The 19,760-nt window shown below is 33.8% G+C and carries 24 protein-coding genes; 7 read left to right on the top strand and 17 right to left on the bottom strand.

Annotation, left to right across the window (positions count from 1 at the left end):
* A partial coding sequence (locus tag HXY53_09035; protein NWF76691.1) for a hypothetical protein occupies positions 1-557 on the top strand: 557 nt, incomplete at its 5' end.
* Between the two features lie 103 nt (positions 558-660).
* Here the strand turns inward: HXY53_09035 and HXY53_09030 are convergent.
* The 7 genes from HXY53_09030 to HXY53_09000 form a co-directional block, all read right to left on the bottom strand.
* Positions 661-1,440 (bottom strand): DsbC family protein, encoded by a 780-nt coding sequence (locus HXY53_09030; protein ID NWF76690.1) that lies wholly within the window; start codon positions 1,438-1,440, stop codon positions 661-663.
* Between the two features lie 40 nt (positions 1,441-1,480).
* The gene (gene prfA, locus HXY53_09025; protein ID NWF76689.1) at positions 1,481-2,542 is read right to left on the bottom strand and encodes a peptide chain release factor 1; all 1,062 of its coding nucleotides are present in this window, start codon (positions 2,540-2,542) and stop codon (positions 1,481-1,483) included.
* Complete coding sequence (locus HXY53_09020) at positions 2,535-3,428, bottom strand: DUF1385 domain-containing protein (protein ID NWF76688.1); 894 nt, start codon at positions 3,426-3,428, stop codon at positions 2,535-2,537. Before HXY53_09020 ends, prfA begins: the two co-directional genes overlap by 8 nt.
* A 72-nt stretch (positions 3,429-3,500) precedes the next feature.
* Complete coding sequence (gene rpmE / locus HXY53_09015; protein NWF76687.1) at positions 3,501-3,719, bottom strand: 50S ribosomal protein L31; 219 nt, start codon at positions 3,717-3,719, stop codon at positions 3,501-3,503.
* A gap of 93 nt (positions 3,720-3,812) precedes the next feature.
* Positions 3,813-4,769 (bottom strand): bifunctional riboflavin kinase/FAD synthetase, encoded by a 957-nt coding sequence (locus tag HXY53_09010; protein ID NWF76686.1) that lies wholly within the window; start codon positions 4,767-4,769, stop codon positions 3,813-3,815.
* Complete coding sequence (locus HXY53_09005) at positions 4,747-5,379, bottom strand: dephospho-CoA kinase (GenBank protein NWF76685.1); 633 nt, start codon at positions 5,377-5,379, stop codon at positions 4,747-4,749. The genes HXY53_09010 and HXY53_09005 overlap by 23 nt, the downstream gene beginning before the upstream one ends.
* A 29-nt stretch (positions 5,380-5,408) precedes the next feature.
* On the bottom strand, positions 5,409-6,017 hold the full coding sequence (locus tag HXY53_09000) for an ankyrin repeat domain-containing protein (protein ID NWF76684.1): 609 nt from the start codon (positions 6,015-6,017) through the stop codon (positions 5,409-5,411).
* 306 nt (positions 6,018-6,323) lie between these two features.
* Between HXY53_09000 and gcvH the strand changes: the two genes are divergently transcribed.
* The 6 genes from gcvH (at position 6,324) to HXY53_08970 (ending at position 12,438) form a co-directional block, all read left to right on the top strand.
* Positions 6,324-6,710: a glycine cleavage system protein GcvH gene (gene gcvH, locus HXY53_08995; protein ID NWF76683.1), complete on the top strand. Its 387-nt coding sequence runs from the start codon at positions 6,324-6,326 to the stop codon at positions 6,708-6,710.
* Entirely contained in the window at positions 6,707-8,092 is a 1,386-nt protein-coding gene (lpdA, locus tag HXY53_08990) for a dihydrolipoyl dehydrogenase (GenBank protein ID NWF76682.1), read from the top strand. Before gcvH ends, lpdA begins: the two co-directional genes overlap by 4 nt.
* Positions 8,089-9,459, top strand: coding sequence for a hypothetical protein (locus HXY53_08985; protein ID NWF76681.1), 1,371 nt, complete (start codon positions 8,089-8,091; stop codon positions 9,457-9,459). Before lpdA ends, HXY53_08985 begins: the two co-directional genes overlap by 4 nt.
* 155 nt (positions 9,460-9,614) lie before the next feature.
* Positions 9,615-9,809 (top strand): septum formation initiator family protein, encoded by a 195-nt coding sequence (locus HXY53_08980; protein ID NWF76680.1) that lies wholly within the window; start codon positions 9,615-9,617, stop codon positions 9,807-9,809.
* Positions 9,799-11,973, top strand: coding sequence for a glycoside hydrolase (locus HXY53_08975; GenBank protein NWF76679.1), 2,175 nt, complete (start codon positions 9,799-9,801; stop codon positions 11,971-11,973). The genes HXY53_08980 and HXY53_08975 overlap by 11 nt, the downstream gene beginning before the upstream one ends.
* A gap of 21 nt (positions 11,974-11,994) precedes the next feature.
* Positions 11,995-12,438, top strand: a complete 444-nt coding sequence (locus HXY53_08970) for a D-tyrosyl-tRNA(Tyr) deacylase (protein NWF76678.1) — start codon at positions 11,995-11,997, stop codon at positions 12,436-12,438.
* Between the two features lie 18 nt (positions 12,439-12,456).
* Here the strand turns inward: HXY53_08970 and HXY53_08965 are convergent, their stop codons facing one another.
* The 10 genes from HXY53_08965 to HXY53_08920 form a co-directional block, all read right to left on the bottom strand.
* Entirely contained in the window at positions 12,457-12,807 is a 351-nt protein-coding gene (locus tag HXY53_08965; GenBank protein NWF76677.1) for a PilZ domain-containing protein, read from the bottom strand.
* Between the two features lie 208 nt (positions 12,808-13,015).
* The gene (locus HXY53_08960; protein ID NWF76676.1) at positions 13,016-13,507 is read right to left on the bottom strand and encodes a tetratricopeptide repeat protein; all 492 of its coding nucleotides are present in this window, start codon (positions 13,505-13,507) and stop codon (positions 13,016-13,018) included.
* Positions 13,508-13,531: 24 nt separating this feature from the next.
* Entirely contained in the window at positions 13,532-13,969 is a 438-nt protein-coding gene (locus HXY53_08955; GenBank protein NWF76675.1) for a C39 family peptidase, read from the bottom strand.
* A gap of 194 nt (positions 13,970-14,163) precedes the next feature.
* Positions 14,164-14,562 carry a PA2779 family protein gene (locus HXY53_08950; GenBank protein ID NWF76674.1) on the bottom strand — a complete coding sequence of 133 codons (399 nt, stop codon included), beginning with the start codon at positions 14,560-14,562 and terminating at the stop codon, positions 14,164-14,166.
* A gap of 238 nt (positions 14,563-14,800) precedes the next feature.
* Complete coding sequence (locus tag HXY53_08945) at positions 14,801-16,285, bottom strand: MCE family protein (GenBank protein NWF76673.1); 1,485 nt, start codon at positions 16,283-16,285, stop codon at positions 14,801-14,803.
* Positions 16,266-17,039, bottom strand: coding sequence for an ABC transporter ATP-binding protein (locus tag HXY53_08940; GenBank protein ID NWF76672.1), 774 nt, complete (start codon positions 17,037-17,039; stop codon positions 16,266-16,268). Before HXY53_08940 ends, HXY53_08945 begins: the two co-directional genes overlap by 20 nt.
* Complete coding sequence (locus HXY53_08935; GenBank protein ID NWF76671.1) at positions 17,036-17,809, bottom strand: ABC transporter permease; 774 nt, start codon at positions 17,807-17,809, stop codon at positions 17,036-17,038. The genes HXY53_08940 and HXY53_08935 overlap by 4 nt, the downstream gene beginning before the upstream one ends.
* On the bottom strand, positions 17,802-18,914 hold the full coding sequence (gene alr / locus HXY53_08930; protein ID NWF76670.1) for an alanine racemase: 1,113 nt from the start codon (positions 18,912-18,914) through the stop codon (positions 17,802-17,804). The genes HXY53_08935 and alr overlap by 8 nt, the downstream gene beginning before the upstream one ends.
* Entirely contained in the window at positions 18,907-19,125 is a 219-nt protein-coding gene (locus HXY53_08925) for a twin-arginine translocase TatA/TatE family subunit (GenBank protein ID NWF76669.1), read from the bottom strand. Before HXY53_08925 ends, alr begins: the two co-directional genes overlap by 8 nt.
* The gene (locus tag HXY53_08920; protein NWF76668.1) at positions 19,113-19,703 is read right to left on the bottom strand and encodes a molybdenum cofactor guanylyltransferase; all 591 of its coding nucleotides are present in this window, start codon (positions 19,701-19,703) and stop codon (positions 19,113-19,115) included. The genes HXY53_08925 and HXY53_08920 overlap by 13 nt, the downstream gene beginning before the upstream one ends.
* Between the last annotated feature and the right edge of the window lie 57 nt (positions 19,704-19,760).

Here is a 19,760-nt window from a genome sequence, read left to right as displayed (position 1 = left end):
TACTTCAGTTAGGCACATGCACAAGCCTTACACCAACAATCTCTCAAGGTGGAAGCTGCACTGTTACAGTAACCTTTTCTCCGACATCAGAAGGGTCAAAAACTGCAACATTACAGATAGCTTCTAATGATACTGACACACCAACACTTAATGTATCACTGAGCGGAATAGGTGGTACTCAGGCTGCTAATCTGCCAGACCTCACAGGGACCTGGTCATCAATGACCCAGACATGCAAGGAGACGAGCTCCGGCGCCAAATGCAAAATCATCGGGACACTGAATATACAGAATACAGGCAACGAAACAGCCTCTTCCTCTGCCCTCCGATTCTATCTGTCGAATGATGCTGTATATGATGCAGACGATATCTTACTGAAGGAATCATCCACAGGGAAGGTCAAAGCCGGGATGAGCAAAGACAAAAAACTCAAATACAAATTACCCATCGGCGAGACCGCCTCAGGACAATATGTGATTGCTGTGATTGACGCAGACAATACAATAACAGAGAGCAATGAAACAAATAATGCAGTCACTTACGGCCCGTTTGAGTAATTTTTACTACGCGCTTTATCTTTGAAAATTTATACATAAAGAGCAGATAAATGCATCTGCTCTTTATGTCATTGGAATCATAAATTGTGGAGGCTATGGATCTCTAAGAAAACTTGTCTATAAGTGCAATAAGGGCATCAGCCTCTTTAAAACCCGGCACAAGCGTCCCGTTTGGCATGATTATAGCTGGTGTACCGGAGATACCTACACTCTCACCCAGTTTCAAATTCTCATCCAGAACTTTGGTTTCACATGTTGCTTTCGGCAACTCCTTTTTTGCAAAGGCATCATCAAGAAGAGCAAGAGATTTTTCACAGACAATAGCCTTAGCTTTTTCATATGCTCCTTTATGCATTGGTAATGGAAACATTTTTATGTAAAATGCTATATCCTTTCTCTTTTCTATAACCTTCTTCATCTCCTGATGAAGTTTCGAACAGAATGGACAATCAGGATCGGTAAAAACGATTACTCTGTGCTTAGCATCCTTTTCACCCATTACAAGAGCATCATCAAGTGGAATTTTCGAAATATCCACTTTATTAATCTCAAGAAGCCTCTCCTGTGTAAGATTTGTTTTTGTTTTTACATTTAATATAGAACCTGAAATTAAAAGATTTTTAGAGAAGTCAATATAAACTACCCCTTTCTGCCCTCCTCGTTCAACTGATACTTCCCATAATCCTTTAATCGCTGCATTCCTAATCTCCAGAATTCTGATATCGGGAATGATTTCTTTAAGCAAATTCGTTGCTTCTTCATTAGTTATCTGATGACATTTAATGCATTCATGGTCAACTCTTTCTGTACTGTAAATTTCTTTACAAATAAAGAAAGTTGAAAGAGAAAAGAGAATTAAAATAATTAAAATATATTTACGCATGGTCAAGTATAACATACAATAATTTTATTTTGGAAAATTTTTAAATTTCTTTCAATTTCTCTGCCTGGTAATGAGTAATAAGGCTGTCAATGATTTCATCAATATCACCTTCAAGGACTTTATCAAGCTTATGGAGAGTCAATCCAATTCTATGGTCAGTCACACGATTCTGAGGAAAATTGTATGTTCTTATCTTTTCACTTCTATCACCGCTTCCTACCTGTGATTTTCTTTCCATAGACCTCTCTTTTTCCAGCTTCTCCATCTCAATATCATATAGCCGAGACCGGAGAACCTTCATTGCCTTTTCCTTATTTTTGATTTGTGATCGTTCATCCTGACATTGCACAATAAGACCTGTTGGTACATGAACAATTCTGACAGCAGAATATGTTGTGTTCACTCCCTGACCACCAGGACCAGAAGAGCAAAAAGTATCTATTCTGAGATCTTTCTCATCTATTTTAATATCTACCTCTTCAGCCTCTGGAAGAACAGCAACAGTTGCAGCAGATGTATGAATTCTGCCTGATGCTTCGGTAACCGGCACACGCTGGACCCTGTGAACACCGCTTTCATATTTAAGCCTGCTGTATGCATTTTTCCCCTGTATTGATGCAATCACCTCTTTTATTCCTCCGAGTCCTGTAGAATTTAAATTTATCATCTCGATCTTCCATCTCTTCTGCTCAGCATATTTTATATACATTTTGAAAAGATTAGCAGCAAACAGAGCTGCCTCTTCTCCTCCTGTTCCTGCCCTGATTTCAAGTATAACGTTCTTTTCATCCCTCGGATCTCTGGGCAGAAGCATAGTCTTAAGATCTGCTTCAATCTTTAGTTTTTTTTCTTTCAAACTGTTGATTTCTTCATGTGCAAGTTCACGGATATCACCGTCTCCACCTTTAAGAATTTCTTCCGTATCTTCAATATCCACTAAAATCTTTTTATATTCCTGGATTTTTTCAATAAGTGGCTGGAGATCTGCTTGTTCTTTCGAAAATTTTTGAATCTCGGATGGATTCGCAAGTACCTGCGGATCTGTAAGAAGTCTTGTAAGTTCATCATATTTATTTTCGATCATCTTTAATTTATCAAGCATTTATTTCCTCTATTTTTAAAACTTCTTCAAGAGCTCTGATCGCTACTTCTATCTGTTCATTATCAGGCTCTCTGGTTGTCAATTTCTGTAATAAAAGACCAGGTTGTATCATCATATGGATGATCATGTTATTTTTCATTCTGAATGAGATTTTTAAGAATTCATATGAAATACCTGCAATCAAAGGAATAAGTATAATTCTTGATAAAAATTTATAAAAAAAAGACCATTCCTGAGGAATAAAAGAGAATGTAAAGATACTGATAACCATAACGATGAGCAGAAAACTTGTGCCACAACGTGGATGAAGTGGGCTGTTATTTTTGATATTATTCACTGTTAAATCCTTGCCCTCTTCATAAGCATGAATTACCTTATGCTCAGCACCATGATACTCAAAAATACGCCGCATTTCTTTCCATATGCCGATCGAAACTATATATAGAAGGAAGAAAATTATTCTGATTATGCCATCTACAACATTGAAAACAAGAGAACTTCTGGCAACTGGGATAAAAATAATCCCTAAAAGCTTTGTAACATAAAGAGGTAGCAATATGAAGAGAACAACACCAAGCAAAATTGATACTCCTATAGTCAAAACTATAGATAGAGGATTAAGTGTCTTTCCTTCACCCTCCTCATATGCTTTGCTTGCAGAAAATTCTAAAGCTTTAATACCAATAAAAAGGGCTTGAAAAAGTGCAATAAATCCACGAATGATGGGTAATTTAAAAATCTTTGGTAATTTTGAAAGCTGTTCCCTTTTAATAAAAATTTCTCCATTAGGACCTCTAACAGCAACAGTCCATCCTTTCAATCCCTTCATCATAACACCTTCTATAACTGCTTGCCCACCTATATTTTTCATGTGAAATTTTTGCATCAACATCTGAATATCCAAAAAAAAGCCGTTAGCCATAAGGACCTGACCAACGACTTTTTAAAGTTTGTCTATCTACTTCTCAGAAGCAGATTGTGATCGTGAGTATTTCTTTTTAAACTTCTCCACCCTTCCCTCGGCATCTACAATTTTCTGTTTACCGGTAAAGAAAGGATGACATTTTGAACAAATATCTACTCGAATATTTTGCTTCGTAGACCTTGTTATGAATGTTTCACCACAAGCACAAACAACTTTAGCCTCAACATAAGATGGGTGAATTCCTTCCTTCAATTTAACCTCCTTTATTATAAATATATATTATATCTAATCAGTTTATTTTTAGCAATAGCCATTATCTCTCGTGTCAGGCGATAGGAAATATTTTTAAGTATCTTCTATCAATAATTTGGCATATTTTGTTTGCAAAATGTATTTAGCCTTTTCAATGTCCTGTCTTATCTGTTCCTCCAGACTATCCACATCAGGGAAACACCTCTCGCTGCGAATCCTATCTATGAAATATATACGTATCTTTTCTTTTAGAATATTTCCGGAAAAATTCAATATATGCACCTCATAACTTCTTTGACCATTTCCAAATGTTGGATTTTTTCCAATATTTGCAACACCTTCATATATTTTTCCTTTAAGTCCAACTCTTACTGCGTAAACACCTTCCCTTGGTGTAATCTCAACCGGTGTTGTAATATTGGCTGTTGGTATATGCATCAAGCTGCTGCCCCTTCCTTTACCCTTTATGACAGTTCCCTCTACAGAGTAAGCTCTTCCAAGAAATTTGGAAGTTTCAAGTACAGCACCTCTAATCAAAAGATTTCTGATTGTACTGCTACTAACAACCAAATTGTTCCTCTTTACACTTCTTATGACTTTTACTGAAAAACCATATTTTTTCCCTCGCCTTCTAAGTAACTCAATAGTGCCCTTTCTATTTTTACCAAAGGTATAATTCGATCCTACAATAACTTCTTTTGCTCCAATCCTTTCGAGTAAAATACGATTAATAAACTCATCAGGTAATAGATTGGCAAATTCTCTATTAAAAGTTATGCAGAAAAGGACATCTATCCCCGCTTTCTCTATCAGCCTCACCTTTTCATCAAAGGTCATCAACAATTTTAGATCCCTTTCAGGTGCTAAAACTTTTATAGGATGAGGATCGAATGTCATAACTATTGAAGTTCCTTTTATTTCTTTGGCCCTCTCAACAACGGTTGATAATATTTTCTGGTGTCCGAGATGAAGTCCATCGAAGTTTCCAATAGTTAGAATTGTATTTGGATATCGTAATTTGAAATTCTCAAGTCCTCTGATGATATTCATTCTTAACCTCTTTCATAAGTTTTTCATAAATTATCTTTATCTGTGCTTTAGTATTTTGTATTGCACCATTGTTGTCTATCAGATAATCAGCTTTTTCTATTTTTAATTCAATAGGAATTTGAGACCTCAACCTCATCAATGCTCTTTCACGATTTATACCTTGATTTTCAAGGCGTTTAATGGCAACATTCTCTTTTGTATGGATCACTATGGTTTGATCGAACCTGTCCTGATATCCTCTCTCAAAAAGTAATGGTATTTCTATAATTGCGATTTGATATTTATTTTTTCTTTTTTTTAAATATCTTTCTATTTCATCAAAAACCACTGGATGCAGAATATCCTCGAGGTATCGCCTCATGGTATCATCAGTAAAAACAAGATCTGCAATCTTTTCCCTGTTCAGACTTCCATCATCATTAAATACCTCTTTCCCAAAAACTGATCGTATTTTTTTGAGTATTAATTTTCTTGTAAGTAGTCTCTTCACTATCTTATCAGTATCAACAGTTAAAGCTCCAAGCTTCTTAAATATTGGAAGGACCGTACTCTTTCCCATACCATAGTTCCCTGTAAGCCCGATAACAAGCATAAGGTGTATTATACACAAATCAAATACATCATATTTTAAAAAATATTTTATTTGTTAATTGTAGCCTGCCTAAGTAAGTCCGCTATCTGAGTATTTAAAAAAGCATATTCTAAAGCTGTTTTTCCGACATTGTTTTTTATGTTAATATCAGCGCCTTCTTCTATAAGAAATTTTACTGACCCAATCTGATCATTTAAGGCTGCAAGCATTAAAGCTGTTTCTCCGTCATTATTCCTGGCATTGATATCAGCCTTGTTTTTAATAAGAATTTTAAGGACTTCTGTGTTTCCAATTGATGCAGTATACATCGTTGCAGTATATCCATAAATATTTTTTGCATTTACATCTGCACCTTTTTGTATTAAGAATTTAAGCATCTCTATGTTACCGGTTACTGCAGCTACCATTAATGCTGTATCACCACTTGGTCCTCCTGCATTTATATTCATACCAGCTTTTAAAAATAATTCAGTCATGTCTTTATATCCAGCTCCAACTATATTATGAAAAGATTCAACAGAGTAAGCTATTCCTCTTCGTTCCAATTCTCGTTTATAAGTTTCTTTTGTATTGCATCCAAAAAGTATGCATACACCAGTTACTAATAATAAGGGGAATACAAGACCATTTCTTAAAATCATCCTTACGTTTATCATAACTACCTCTTTATGATTTACTAACTGTATACGATTTTATATTAATACTAACTAATTTTTCATTTTAACAGAGTTGAATCCTTAATTTGTAGAATTAACTTAAAATAAATACCAGCTAAATTTTCTTCAAAATAGAGATAAAAGTGAAAAAAATTAAGTGCGGATATAGCTTGTTGAGACAATAGAAAAAGATATATATTCTCACAAGAGACTTTTACTTGAAAAATAAATATATGAACTTTCTTGACAAAGGAGAAATAGCTATGATAAGAAAATTGAATTGTATAAACTTTAAAGGAGGAATAGATGAATCCAGATGATTTGAAATATCATAAAGAACACACATGGGTAAAAGTCACTGGTAAAAAAGCAACTATTGGAATTACTGATTATGCTCAACAATCTTTAGGAGATATAGTTTATATTGATCTTCCAGAAGTGGATATGGATGTTGAAGCAAATAGTGAGTTTGGAGAGATAGAATCTACTAAAACTACTTCTTCTCTTTTATCACCGGTAAGCGGGAGAGTCATCGATGTGAATGAAGAGCTTTCAGAATCTCCTGAAACCATTAATGAAGACCCTTATGGTAAAGGATGGATAGCAGTAATCAAACTTGATGATTTATCAGAGATTGATGACCTTATGGACTATTCAGAATATACGAAATATGTTGAAGAAGAAGCAAAATGAAATTAACTATTATCGGTGCAGGGCCTGGAGGGTATGTTGCTGCAATACGTGCTGCACAACTCGGAGCGAATGTTACTATTATAGAGGAGAAAGAGGTTGGTGGGACATGTCTCAACTTGGGCTGTGTTCCGACTAAATCATTTGTTGCATCAACAGATTTATTATCTAAAACACACAGGTTAGAAGAATATGGATTAGAACTTCACGGTAAGATTGTACCGAATTTATCTAAAATAATCGAAAGAAAAAATAAAATCGTCAACACACAAATAAATGGTATCAGAAATTTATTCAAAAGTTGGGGAATAACTCTTAAAAAAGGAAGCGGGATCCTCATTTCACCACAAAAAATTCGGATTAATTTTCCTGATGCTTCAGAAGAAACTATAGAAACTGAAAAAATAATTATTGCTACAGGGTCACGCCCATATGAATTACCAGATATCCCTTTTGATGGAAAGAAAATAATTTCGAGTAATGAAGCTCTGAATCTTTCCGAGATTCCTAAAAAACTTATAATTATTGGTGCTGGTATTATTGGTTGCGAATTTGCATGTATATATAAAGAACTTGGGGCAGAAGTATCAATTGTTGAGATGCTACCACGGGTTCTATCAACAGAAGATATCGATATATCAAATCTTTTTGCGAGAGAGCTTAAGAAAAAACGTATAAACCTTTATTTAAATACAAAAGCCGAAAAAATTGATTTGCTTAATGAATATGTCCATGTAATCCTTTCAAACGGCAAGAAAGAAGTCGCAGAAAAGGTACTTGTAGCCGTTGGTAGATCATTCAACAGCAATAATATAGGCATTGAACGAATAGGAGTAAATATTGGCAGCAGAGGTGAAATTATTGTAAATCAAAAGATGGAGACCAACATAGAAAATATATACGCAGTTGGTGATGTTATAGGCGAACCGATGTATGCACATGTTGCTTCAAAGGAAGGGATTGTTGCAGCAGAAAATATATCAGGTTTAAATAAAAATATAGATTACAGTGCTGTTCCATCAGCAATATATACGCATCCAGAGATAGCTTCAGTTGGAATCAGGGAGCAACAAACAGAGGAAAAAGGGATAAAAATCAATATTGGTTATTTTGAATTCAGAGCTATTGCTAAAGCACATACTATCCGAGAGATTGAAGGATTTGTTAAAATTATTTCTGAAAAGAAATCAGATAAAATATTAGGAGTTCATATTATAGGACCATATGCCACTGAACTCATTCATGAAGCAGTACTGGCTATAAACAAAGGACTTAAAACAAAAGATATAGCTGAAACTATACATGCACACCCTACTCTTTCAGAAGGACTGATGGAAGCTGCACAAGATGCTGATCATAAAGCTATACATATGAAAAAACAATGATTGAAAATAAAAGCCTGAATATAAGTGAACATACTTCGTTAGAATTCTGGAAAGAAAACTTCTTTGAGCTTTACGCCCTCCTGAGAGCACTCGACAGATTCTTCTCTATTGAAAATCATCCTATTTCACAGGATGATCTTTCGAACAGAAATTTTTACGAAGAGCTTACTGCGGCAAGAAATATAATTTTAAGGATACTTAATATCATAGAAACAGTCATTCCTGAAGCGAAAAGAAATTCTTATTGGTTTTTGAAATTTGCTGAATCAAAATTTCTTACTGATTATTCGAGAGATGTTCTAAAAGAAGAATTATATAAACAAGATACCTTTGAAAAAGGACTATACCTATTATATGATTCACTCATAAATATCAAAGGAATAATCACTGATATTCTTAGGTCAGATAAAGTATCCTATATAAGCTTTAAAAATATAGGAGAACTGATTGGCAGGCAGATAAGGGGAAGTTTATTTTTCAATCCTTTCAGAAAAAAAATTTATAAAGATTTTGACAGAATAGAAAATAAAAAAATATCAAAAATTGTCAAGTCCATACAGAACTCTGAAACTAAAAAATATATTTCAATGGTTTATCTCTCATTATTTCGGTTTCTGAAGTATTTAAGCCTTATCGATACAAAAAGTCAACATTCAATATCTATGGACTATTCCTCTGTATTATTAATTATGTTACGTTCTGAATTAAATACATTTCATAAATTTTTGAATAATATTCTGAATTTTATAAAAGACAAAAAACTGCAATCTATCCTACAATCAATTTCATATCAGTTTTCAATGGAGACTAAAAGGGTATATCTGCAGGAATTGAAGGAAATCTTTCGTAAAAAGGCCCCACAGCAATTCATAGGAAGGATTGAAAATAGTCATGGCATTCTGAAGAATCTAATAGAACAGTGTATCGTCCAGATTTCTCAAGCTTTGGATTCCTCAATTCAAGGTCAAGAAATATTTGAGAGTTTTTCTACCAAACTTGCTCAATCTCTAAAATTAAGGGAAGATATCTATGTTCTAAGGAGTTTATTATCACGTTTAGAATCCACTCAAAGTCTTTCAGGAGATTTTCCATTAATTCTTGAATCAACAAAAGATTTTATGCATTATTTTGAAAGCTTCACATTTAAATTGCTCAGATATGACGACTATGACGAATTTGCAAACTTTTTCCACGACTTTTTCTTATCGACTAATTTATCTGATAATAAAATGCTTGAAAAGATTCACAACTTTAAGATATTTTTAGAGGCAACACTTCAGCACATATCTAAAAGAGCTGAATTAATTGATAAGCCACTGGATATTCAAAGAGCTGAAGAATTATTAAACAAATATTTGCACAAATAGAAATAATTTTATAATGTATAGTGATGGCAACACCGATTAATCGTTTAAGAAAACAGGTAGCCTCTGAGAGAAAAAAGAAGAGGCTTGTCTTTTACACCATTATTTTCCTAAGTTTTCTTTATCTTTTTCTTAACTTATTTTTTGGAGACATGGGAATGCTTAGATATAAAGAATTATTGAAAAAGCAGAGTCAATTATCCGACGAGATAAAGAAAATCGAACTTGAAAATAAGGAATTCAGAACTCAAATTAAATTGTTTAAAGAAGATCCTTTTTATATAGAAAAATATGCCAGAGAGGAATATGGTTTAGCAAAACCGGATGAGTATATCTTCCAGTATGACCGATAAACCACTGTATATCTCCTTTCTGTGGCATATGCATCAACCATTTTACAAAGATCCACTTAGTGGAGTTTACAGACTTCCATGGGTACGCCTTCATGGCACTAAAGACTATCTTGATATGTTGGAAATACTCTGCGAATTTCAGGATATAAAACAAACATTTAATTTAACACCTTCCCTTCTCGAACAAATTAATGATTATATAGAAAATAAGGCTGTAGACAATTTTCTAATATTGACACAGAAAAAGGCATCTGAACTCGACGATAACGAAAAGTTATTTATACTTGAGAACTTTTTTCTTGCACATTGGGAAAACATGATAAAACCATTTCCAAGGTATTATGAATTACTTACAAAGAGAGGATTTCATCCATCAAAGAATGATCTCATCAGTATTGCAAGATATTTTAATAACAACGATTTTCTTGATCTTCAGGTGCTTTTCAATTTATGCTGGATAGACCCTCTTTTCAGGGGAAAAGACGAATTTTTTTCAATGCTCATTGAGAAAGGAAGAGATTTTACAGAAGATGATAAACAGACACTCATATCTAAACAGATCTCAATAATTAAGAAAATTATACCCCGGTATCGTGAGATAGCCCAAAAAGGACAGATTGAAATCTCATTATCACCTTTTTACCATCCAATCCTTCCTTTACTTTGCGATACAAATTCTGCAAAGATAGCAATGCCTGATGTCCGTCTTCCCAAAAAAAGATTTTCACATCCAGAAGATGCTCAAAAACAGATCAGAATGGGGCTGGAGTATTTTAAAAATATTTTTGGATATCAACCATATGGTATGTGGCCATCAGAAGGATCAGTCAGTGAAGATGTTTTGCGCATTATATCCACGGAAGGTCTATTATGGATTGCTACAGATGAAGATATCCTCGCTAATTCTCTGGGGGAAAAAATAAGAGATTCATCTGGGAATATCAGAAAACCGGAAATCTTATATAGACCTTATGTATTTGAGAATGTTTCAATTATATTTAGAGATCACATACTTTCTGATCTTATTGGATTTGTATATTCTAAATGGGATGCAAAACATGCCGCTGATGATTTTATAAAAAAACTTATTCACATCCATCAATCAACCCCAAAAGGTAAACCTCATCTGGTTCCAATTATACTCGATGGTGAAAATGCATGGGAATATTATAAAAATGACGGACACGATTTTCTCATGTATCTCTATGAAGGTTTGTCGAAGGAAGATAGATTAAAGACAGTAACAATTTCAGAATATATCACTACAGTTGATAAAGGGTCTAATTTATCAAAGCTTCATGCAGGGTCATGGATAAATGCTAATTTCTCTATATGGTTGGGCCACGATGAGGATAATACAGCATGGGATTATCTTACTGAAACAAGAGAGGAACTCGATATATTTCAGAAATTAAATCCTGAAAGGGATATTTCACAGGCATGGAAATGTATATACATTGCAGAGGGAAGTGACTGGAACTGGTGGTATGGAGATGAACATACAACAGATACACAGAAAGATTTTGACGAACTCTTCAGGTTTAATCTTATGAAGGTTTATAAAGAAATGGGCAAAGATATTCCTGGATTTTTATTTGTTCCTGTGATTAAAGAAGACCGGTGTGTATCTCCAAAAGTCAACATCAGGGGGTTCATTGAACCGAAAATTGACGGCTTTGTAACGAGTTATTATGAATGGTATCAGGGTGCTTATATGGAAGTCAAAAAATCTGGCGGTAGTATGCACAGGACAGAGAGTATTCTTTCAGAAATTTATTATGGCTTTAACAAGGATAATCTTTATCTGCGAATAGACCCTGCTATTCCCTTTTCTAATCTATCTCATGATATAAGATTAAATATTGTAATTGATAAGCCCTTATTACTTAAAATCACAATCTCTCTCAAGCCTGATTTAAAAGCAGAACTTTATGAAAAATTTAATGAACAATGGGATAAGATAAAAGACATACAGGAGATCTCCGCAAATGATATCCTTGAAATAGCTCTTCCCTTCAGGGAACTTAAAGTTGCTGAGAAAGATGAAATACAAATGTCAATCACTGTATTGAAAAATAGTGAAGAAATTGAGAGATGTCCATTCAGAGGATATATTTCCATAAAAGTACCTACTCCTGACTTTGAGGCAATGATGTGGTATTAATTTATCTATAGGAGTTAACACATGAAAGCACTAATTCAGCGTGTTTTAAATGCAAGTGTTATTGTAGAGAATAATGTTATATCAGAAATTGGTAAGGGAATGTTGATCTTCTTTAGTGTTATCAAAGACGATACAGAAAAAGACATAGATTATATTGTCAGAAAGGTTAAAAATCTGAGGATTTTTGAAGACAAAGAGAGAAAATTGAACTTTTCGGTTCAGGATATAAATGGAGAGATTTTAGTAGTATCTCAGTTTACACTTTCAGCTGACTGTAAAAAAGGCAACCGGCCTTCATTTGAAAGAGCAGAAGAACCATTAAAAGCAGAAAAAATATATCTCGAATTCATTAGACGTTTAAAAGAATACAACTTAAAAGTTGCTACAGGCGCTTTTGGAAAATTTATGCAAGTTCATCTTACCAATGACGGGCCTGTGACAATTATGCTGGATTCGAAAGTCTAAACCGGATTTTTTGTAACGTCACCTTTTTATGAAAGGAGATTTCAGGCGTTTGAATAAGGATGGCTGTTTTTGAGCACTTATTTCTTCATCAAACTCTATACCCAGAAAATGGGTATAACCTATCTTCTTGTTGCTTACAACCCTTCCTTCAATAAAATCCTTTTTCAATCTACCCCTAAAAGATATGAAATTAGTCGTAATCGATACTTTTGTATTAACCTTTATAGAACTATATGAATACAAACCTATTCCTCTCATAGAAATATTGGCTATCAGTGTATGAACTGACCTAATCTCGCCTCTTTTTTTAAATGTCAAAATTGCATTCCCTGATACAACAATTCGTTTATACCAGCGCCTATTTCTCATAAATTTGTTCTCCAGATTGAACTTTTAGATCGCATTTAATTTTTCATTTACGATTTATTTTAGTTCCCCTTCGGTTTCATGAACCACCATAGATCAATGCCTAATAATATGCATGCGTTTCCAAGAATATATATGTCCATTGCACACATCCCTGGGATCATATAGCACATCCACCTTCGCACCTGTTTAAGAAAGATTAACATAATTCTTATTTTTTATTCTGTTTTCTTTCCCTTATTTTCTCAAGTGTATCCTGATAGATATCACTTTTTTCAGGATTCATCTTGAGAGCTTTTAACGCAAGTCCTTCTGCCTCTTCAAGATTTTCTCCTTTTTTGTAATAAAGCCATGCAAGATTATTATATAAATCTGCATTTTTGACATCTTTCGTTATTGCCTTTATATAATACTTTTCTGCTTCCTTGTATTCATTCTTATGAAAGTAGATATTCCCTATATATAAATATGCTAAAGGTAGTTTTTTTGAAGCAGTATGATATTCTTTCAAGGCATGATCAAATTCTCCATTTCTTTCATAAGTAACACCAAGATTCAGATGTTCTTCAGGACTCAAAGGATCGTCAAGTACTATAATTCTTGGAAATGAACAGGACAATATTAGAATCGAGAAAACAATACCACAAGATAAAACTAAAATTCTCACCAAAGGTAATTTATTTTGATTCAGGAATTTAGCCATATCATTTACTTTCTGACAAATATTTTATATTTTATACTTATATTTTTTTATCAGCAGTGTCCAGAAATTTGTTTTTTCCCATATTTTTAAGAAATCATCGTAGAATATGAACTGCCCTTTTTTCCTACCTGAATTTACAATAACACCTCTTTCATTATAGCCAATGATAACCATAAAGTGATTTTTTTTATAAAAATAAATTCCATAATCAACGAGAACGATAAGTGGATTATTAGAGTCAATATTTTTTCTGATATCTTCGATATTTCCAATGTATTGTTTTACATACATACCTTTATTCTCCGCATATAAGAACATATCCATAGTCAAAGTCCCTTTCGCACCTTTGCTAAATATTTCGCGAGTAATATCATCAGGTGACTCATTAACTCCATAGTAATTTAAGACACCTGCAAGTGAAGCGGGACCACATTTATAAGCATCCTGTGGGAAAAATGGCACATTTTCTATTATTTTATTATTATGACTGCTTTCGGGGATCACACTGAGCGGAATACAGGAGGATAATATAAACAAAATATAATTTAAAAATATTAATCTATATTTTAAGGTTTTTTTTTTCGAACCATGTTTTTTTATTAACCCTCCCCTCTTTTGGTCTCAGAGGGGAGGGGATCAATAGATTTGAGTAATTTTTATTTTGTAATAATAACTCTGTGACCAGTAAGCTTCAGCAATATCACCACAAGTATCGCAATTATAAGCAACGCTATAATTACACCAAGTGCATTATCCTTTCCTATATTCAAACTATCGAGTTGCAAGGCAATCTGATGAATCTGTTGATCACTTAATTGAGAAAGTCTCTTATGAATTTCATCTTGCGTTAATCCAAATTGTTTCAGCCTCTCACTTACAGCTTTTATTTCAATAGCTTTTTGAATTTTTTCTAAATCAGCAACACGGTCATACTGAGAAAGAGATAATAGTTCTGAAGGTGCAAGTCCAGCATCGACTTTCGGAGCAATTCCTATAAGAAACATGATTATGACTAAGTACCATGAAATTTGCTTCATAAAAGGAATTTTCACCATTTTCACCTCCTCTCTTTTGAAGATTAATCTATTAAAACTTAGAAAATCAAAACTGTATAATGCAGATGTTGCGAAAAAATTTATTTTTCGATACCTTAGTCTACCTATAACTAATGATTTTATGAATATTTTTATCCATAAACAAATAAAAATAATTTAATAAATTCATCGAGTTAAAGAAATTTTTGAGCAATATCTACATTATTTAGGTTTTGATTTAGAAGAACCCCATCCTTTTCTATGGTGATATTCTTGGTAATGTTCCAAAAAGATATTTCAAATCTTCATCCTCAATTCTCAACCCTGCACCTGCATATGCACCGCGCCATCTCTCATTAAGTATATTATCCGCACCAGCAGTTATAAATAGATTCTTAAATAGAAAGTAATCGAGACCTAAACGAATATGAGGACTTTTTGAGTTTTTCTCCTCACTATCAAAATCCCATATATCAGCAGTTATTCTACCTCTGTCTTTATTGAAAAAAAGGTCTGTTCCAACACCAAAAGTGCTTTCTGTAAAACCAAGCCTTAATGCAACATCCTTATATCTCATAGCATACTGTGCTGTAAACTCTAATCTGTCTTCGATCTCCTCTTTTTTAACTTTAAACGTTCCTGCCTCAGTAGTCTTTACAGTCTTGGTAGTGTTTATTTTGCCAACAGGGTCACTGACTATACCAAGGATGTAATATCTTTCAGGTTTTGGTTTGATGGTTAAATAAAAGTAACCTTTTGCGTCTTTTGGTTCTGTGAGGTATTCACCCTGAAAAGTTAAAAATGTCCTGAACCTTTCAACAGCAGACACAGTCTTCTCAATCCCTTCTGCAGCCTTTGTTACAGACTTGTAAAGACTTTCATCCTGAATCAATTTGCCAAGTGTTCCCTCTCCCTTGTCTATCTTTTTTGCTATTTGATCAATTGAATCAGTAACCTTCATGATTCTGGGTCTGTTTTCCTCTATCATCGCTTTCAATTCAGCCGCTGCTTTATTAAGATTTGAAACGAGTTGGGGCCCTTCATTTTTTAGGGAATCTGAAAAATCTTTAATATTGCTTGCTGCTGTTGTTACAGATTCCCTATTTCTGTCTATTAAATCATTTATAGAAGTTGCCAATTTATTTATATTATCAAGAGCCGTTCTTAATTTCTGGTCATTCACATCAATTGTTTCTTTTAGCCCTTCTGTTATGTATTTAAGATTAACGATAGATTTTCTCAGTGCATCTTTGGATTCTTCTGTTCCAATACTTTCAATAAGCGATTTTGCAAGAATATTTATATTTCCTGAAACTGCTGTAAGATTACGTGTCAGATCATCAAGGTCTACTATCTCACTGACATTCTTCAGAGTATCACCACTTCTCATAACTGGTTCTAAAGAACCTGTCTTTATATCAAGATATTTATCTCCAAGAAGACCTGCTGCTTTAATAGATGCACTTGCATCATTATATAATTTAACATCAGGATTTATTCTAACAGTCAATTTAGCCATTCCGTCTTTCAATTCAATCTTTTCTATTAGACCTGCATCAACACCCGCAACCTTCACTTTTGTTTTTTCATCAAGTCCTGCGATATTCTGGAAATAGATATAAACTATGTAACCTTCTTTTTTTAGCCAGTTAATACCTCCAACTCGGAAAGTCATAAAAGCCAGAATTATAATAACAGCAACTGCAAATAAACCAACCTTAAGCTCAGTTGAAATTCCTCTCATAGTGCACTCCTTCTATTTTGATCGGTCCTATTGCACTACCAGTTATGAACTGTTTTACAACAGCATTCTTTGTATTCTTTATCTCCTCAGGAGTCCCTATCTCTACTATCTTTCCTTCATATAGCATTGCAATTCTGTCAGCAATCTTATATGCGCTATTCATATCATGTGTAATAGCAACAGATGTTACAGAAAGGCGCTGTTTCATTTCGATTATCAGGTCGTTTATTGCATCTGCCATGATAGGATCAAGTCCTGTTGTGGGTTCATCATAAAGAAGTATTTCAGGTTCGTGGGCTATGGCTCTTGCCAGTCCAACACGTTTTTTCATTCCGCCAGAAAGTTCTGAAGGCATTAAATTCTCAACTCCTGAAAGACCTACAAGCTTTAGTTTTTCAATTACTATTGATTTAACATCTTCTTGTTTCATTTTCTTATGTCTGAGGAGCGAAAACCCTATGTTTTCCCAGACACTCATTGAATCAAAAAGTGCTGCCATCTGAAAAAGCATACCAAATTTTTTCCTTATTTCATAAAGTTCATTTTCCTTTAATGATGTTATATCAATGCCCTCTATAAATACCTTACCATCGTCAGGCTTCAATATACCGATAATATGTTTTAAGAGAACACTTTTACCGGAACCACTTCCTCCTATTACTACCATGCTTTCACCCTTCTCGATTGTCAGGTTTACTCCTCTCAAAACATGGTTGTTATTAAAAGATTTATGCAAATTTACAATTTCTATCACTTAAATAACCAGGCTGAAAGAAAATAATCGGATATCAGTATTGTCATAGATGATAGAACTACAGCACCTGTCGTTGCTCTTCCAACACCCTCAGCTCCACCAGATGTATAAAACCCTTTATAACAACTTATCAGTGAAATGCTTGCACCAAAAAAACCTGCTTTAATTAAACCATTATAAATATCACTAACCTCCAAATAATCCCACGTCCTTTTCCAGTATACGATAGAACTTGTTTCAAAAATTCCGACAGTGATAAAATAACCACCAATAATACCTGTTATATCGGCAATGGTTGAAAGTGCCGGTAACATGAAAACACCCGCTATAAATCTTGGCACGATTAAGTATTTTATAGGATTAGTAGCTAATGTCTCGAGAGCATCAATCTGTTCTGTAACTCTCATTGTTCCAAGCTCTGCTGCCATTGCTGCACCAGCCCTTCCTGCAACTATAAGTCCAGTAAGAACAGGCCCGAGTTCTCTTGTCATTGAAAGGGCTACCACAGTTCCAACCAATGCTTCAGCTCCAAACCGTTTAAAACCTGTATATGTTTGCAAGGCAAAAACCATTCCTGTAAAAACTGCGGTTATTAAAACAACAGGCAAAGACTTAACTCCTATCTCGAGCATCTGTTTGAAACTATTTCTCAATTCAAAAGGAGGATGTAACAATTGCCTCAACAAATGATAAAATAAAATTATTATTTGACCAAGAGATTCAGAGAATCTCATAATTGTTCTTCCGATGACTTCAATGAATTTAAACATATATTCTCTTTGATCTGCTTCCGATAGAAGTCAGAATCTCATATGGAATTGTATTAACTCTTTGCGCAAGCTCAATAGCATCGATACTCTCATCCTTTTGTTTTCCAAGAATAATTACTTCATCATCCACAGTAGCATTTTTTACATCTGTAAGATCAATCATGGTTAGATCCATACAGACCCTTCCGACAACAGGAACCCTTTTTCCTCTAACAAGCATATCTGCATTATTTGAGAATAATCTGTTGTATCCATCGGCATATCCTACAGGAATAACCCCTATTCTACTTGTTCTTTTAGTTACAAATGTTCTACCATAACTTATCGGAGTCCCCTTTGATAATTTTCTAATAGAAAGAATCTTCGATTTGACTGTCATCGCAGGAATGAGTTCACGGATAAAATATTCACCATTAATCGTTGATATTGGTGAATACCCGTATAGCATTATCCCAGGCCTTACAGCATCAAGATGTGCATCTTTATAAGCTATAACCGCAGCACTGTTTGCTATATGTAATAACAAATTCTTTTTCAAACTCTTTGAAACTTCTTTGCAAATTTTTTTGAAACGATTTAGCTGAATATCCGCATATGATCTATCTGAGAGGTCAGCTTCTGAGAAATGACTTAGAATACCCTCTAATTCAATTCCAGGCATTCTTCCTATTCTGATCAGATCCTGGATAACATTTTTCCCGTATAATCCGAGTCTACCCATTCCCGTATCAATCTTTACATGAACCTTTATCTGTTTATCATGTTTATTTGCCTCTTTATTAAAGGAAACCGCCATATCCATATTGTGAATTACAGGAATGAGATTATATCTAAAAAATTCTTTTATATCTGTTCTATCAAATAAAACAATGATAGGTGCTTTAATACGTGCATTCCTGAGCTCTAAAGCTTCATCAATAAAAGCAACAGCCAGATGAGAAATTCCTTCTTTCAAAAGACTTTTTGATACCTCAATCGCACCATGACCATAAGCATCAGCCTTTACCACAGCAATTACCGGTCTATATCTAACAATATCTTTAACAATATGTAGATTGTTCGCTATTGCTGATAAATTTATCTCTGCAATAGCTCCTCTATGCACTTTCTTCTTTGTCTATTTCTTCTTTCTTCTTTTCTTTAGTATTTTCTTTTTTCGGTGTTACATCGATTTCCTCAGCCTCTCTTACGCTCTTCTTGAAATTTCTTATTGCTTGCCCTATTCCGCTTCCGATCTGCGGCAATCTCGTAGCACCGAAAAGCACAAGAATAATTATCAAAATAATAACCAACTCTTGCATACTTAAACCAAACATTTTCTACCTCCCATTTCTTTCTTAAAATCTTTTAATGTGTTAATATTTACAAACGACCTGCCATCAGGGTCTATTTCCTTCACCTCTCCTTCTTTAATCAACAAGACATTAATTTTGCATAAAAAATCCATTAAACTTCTCTGATTATTATTTATAGCTATTTCCATTTTAGTTAAAACTCTCTTTGAATAAATGCCTAAAAGAGGCTGAGGTTTACTATTAAATAAAGGCACGATTGAGTCCCATTCATTATTCCATTTGCTAAGTATAAATTTTATCAATTTTTTCTTTATGAAAGGCATATCACAACCTATTACAAATATATCATTTATATCAGGATTAATTAATACAGAATAAATCCCTGTCATCGGTCCCCTTGTATTTATGACATCTCCGATCATTGGAAGACCCAGATAAAAATAGATTTCAGGGCTGTTTGTACTTATTATAATTCTATTAAATATTTTCCCAAGCAATTCGATATTCGACTCTATAATTCTTTTATTATTGATTTTTATAAAACTCTTTATGAAAGGCATTCTTTTATTTTCACCACCAGCAAGAATAACAGCGTCCATGCTAATCTGTCCTATATTTGGTTTTTAATATAAATTTTATACTTATACTATATAGTT

The organism is Nitrospirota bacterium (genome assembly GCA_013388455.1).
In the GTDB taxonomy this organism is placed as follows: domain Bacteria; phylum Nitrospirota; class Thermodesulfovibrionia; order Thermodesulfovibrionales; family SM23-35; genus JACAFF01.
This window is presented reverse-complemented; position numbering and strand designations above follow the sequence as displayed.

Coding starts and splice junctions, on each gene's coding strand:
- HXY53_09030 (NWF76690.1), bottom strand. CDS start 1,440: ATGCGTAAATATATTTTAATTATTTTAATTCTCTTTTCTCTTTCAACT.
- prfA (NWF76689.1), bottom strand. CDS start 2,542: ATGCTTGATAAATTAAAGATGATCGAAAATAAATATGATGAACTTACA.
- HXY53_09020 (NWF76688.1), bottom strand. CDS start 3,428: ATGCAAAAATTTCACATGAAAAATATAGGTGGGCAAGCAGTTATAGAA.
- HXY53_09010 (NWF76686.1), bottom strand. CDS start 4,769: ATGAATATCATCAGAGGACTTGAGAATTTCAAATTACGATATCCAAAT.
- HXY53_09000 (NWF76684.1), bottom strand. CDS start 6,017: ATGATAAACGTAAGGATGATTTTAAGAAATGGTCTTGTATTCCCCTTA.
- gcvH (NWF76683.1), top strand. CDS start 6,324: ATGAATCCAGATGATTTGAAATATCATAAAGAACACACATGGGTAAAA.
- lpdA (NWF76682.1), top strand. CDS start 6,707: ATGAAATTAACTATTATCGGTGCAGGGCCTGGAGGGTATGTTGCTGCA.
- HXY53_08985 (NWF76681.1), top strand. CDS start 8,089: ATGATTGAAAATAAAAGCCTGAATATAAGTGAACATACTTCGTTAGAA.
- HXY53_08980 (NWF76680.1), top strand. CDS start 9,615: ATGCTTAGATATAAAGAATTATTGAAAAAGCAGAGTCAATTATCCGAC.
- HXY53_08975 (NWF76679.1), top strand. CDS start 9,799: ATGACCGATAAACCACTGTATATCTCCTTTCTGTGGCATATGCATCAA.
- HXY53_08970 (NWF76678.1), top strand. CDS start 11,995: ATGAAAGCACTAATTCAGCGTGTTTTAAATGCAAGTGTTATTGTAGAG.
- HXY53_08965 (NWF76677.1), bottom strand. CDS start 12,807: ATGAGAAATAGGCGCTGGTATAAACGAATTGTTGTATCAGGGAATGCA.
- HXY53_08960 (NWF76676.1), bottom strand. CDS start 13,507: ATGGCTAAATTCCTGAATCAAAATAAATTACCTTTGGTGAGAATTTTA.
- HXY53_08950 (NWF76674.1), bottom strand. CDS start 14,562: ATGGTGAAAATTCCTTTTATGAAGCAAATTTCATGGTACTTAGTCATA.
- HXY53_08945 (NWF76673.1), bottom strand. CDS start 16,285: ATGAGAGGAATTTCAACTGAGCTTAAGGTTGGTTTATTTGCAGTTGCT.
- HXY53_08935 (NWF76671.1), bottom strand. CDS start 17,809: ATGTTTAAATTCATTGAAGTCATCGGAAGAACAATTATGAGATTCTCT.
- HXY53_08925 (NWF76669.1), bottom strand. CDS start 19,125: ATGTTTGGTTTAAGTATGCAAGAGTTGGTTATTATTTTGATAATTATT.
- HXY53_08920 (NWF76668.1), bottom strand. CDS start 19,703: ATGGACGCTGTTATTCTTGCTGGTGGTGAAAATAAAAGAATGCCTTTC.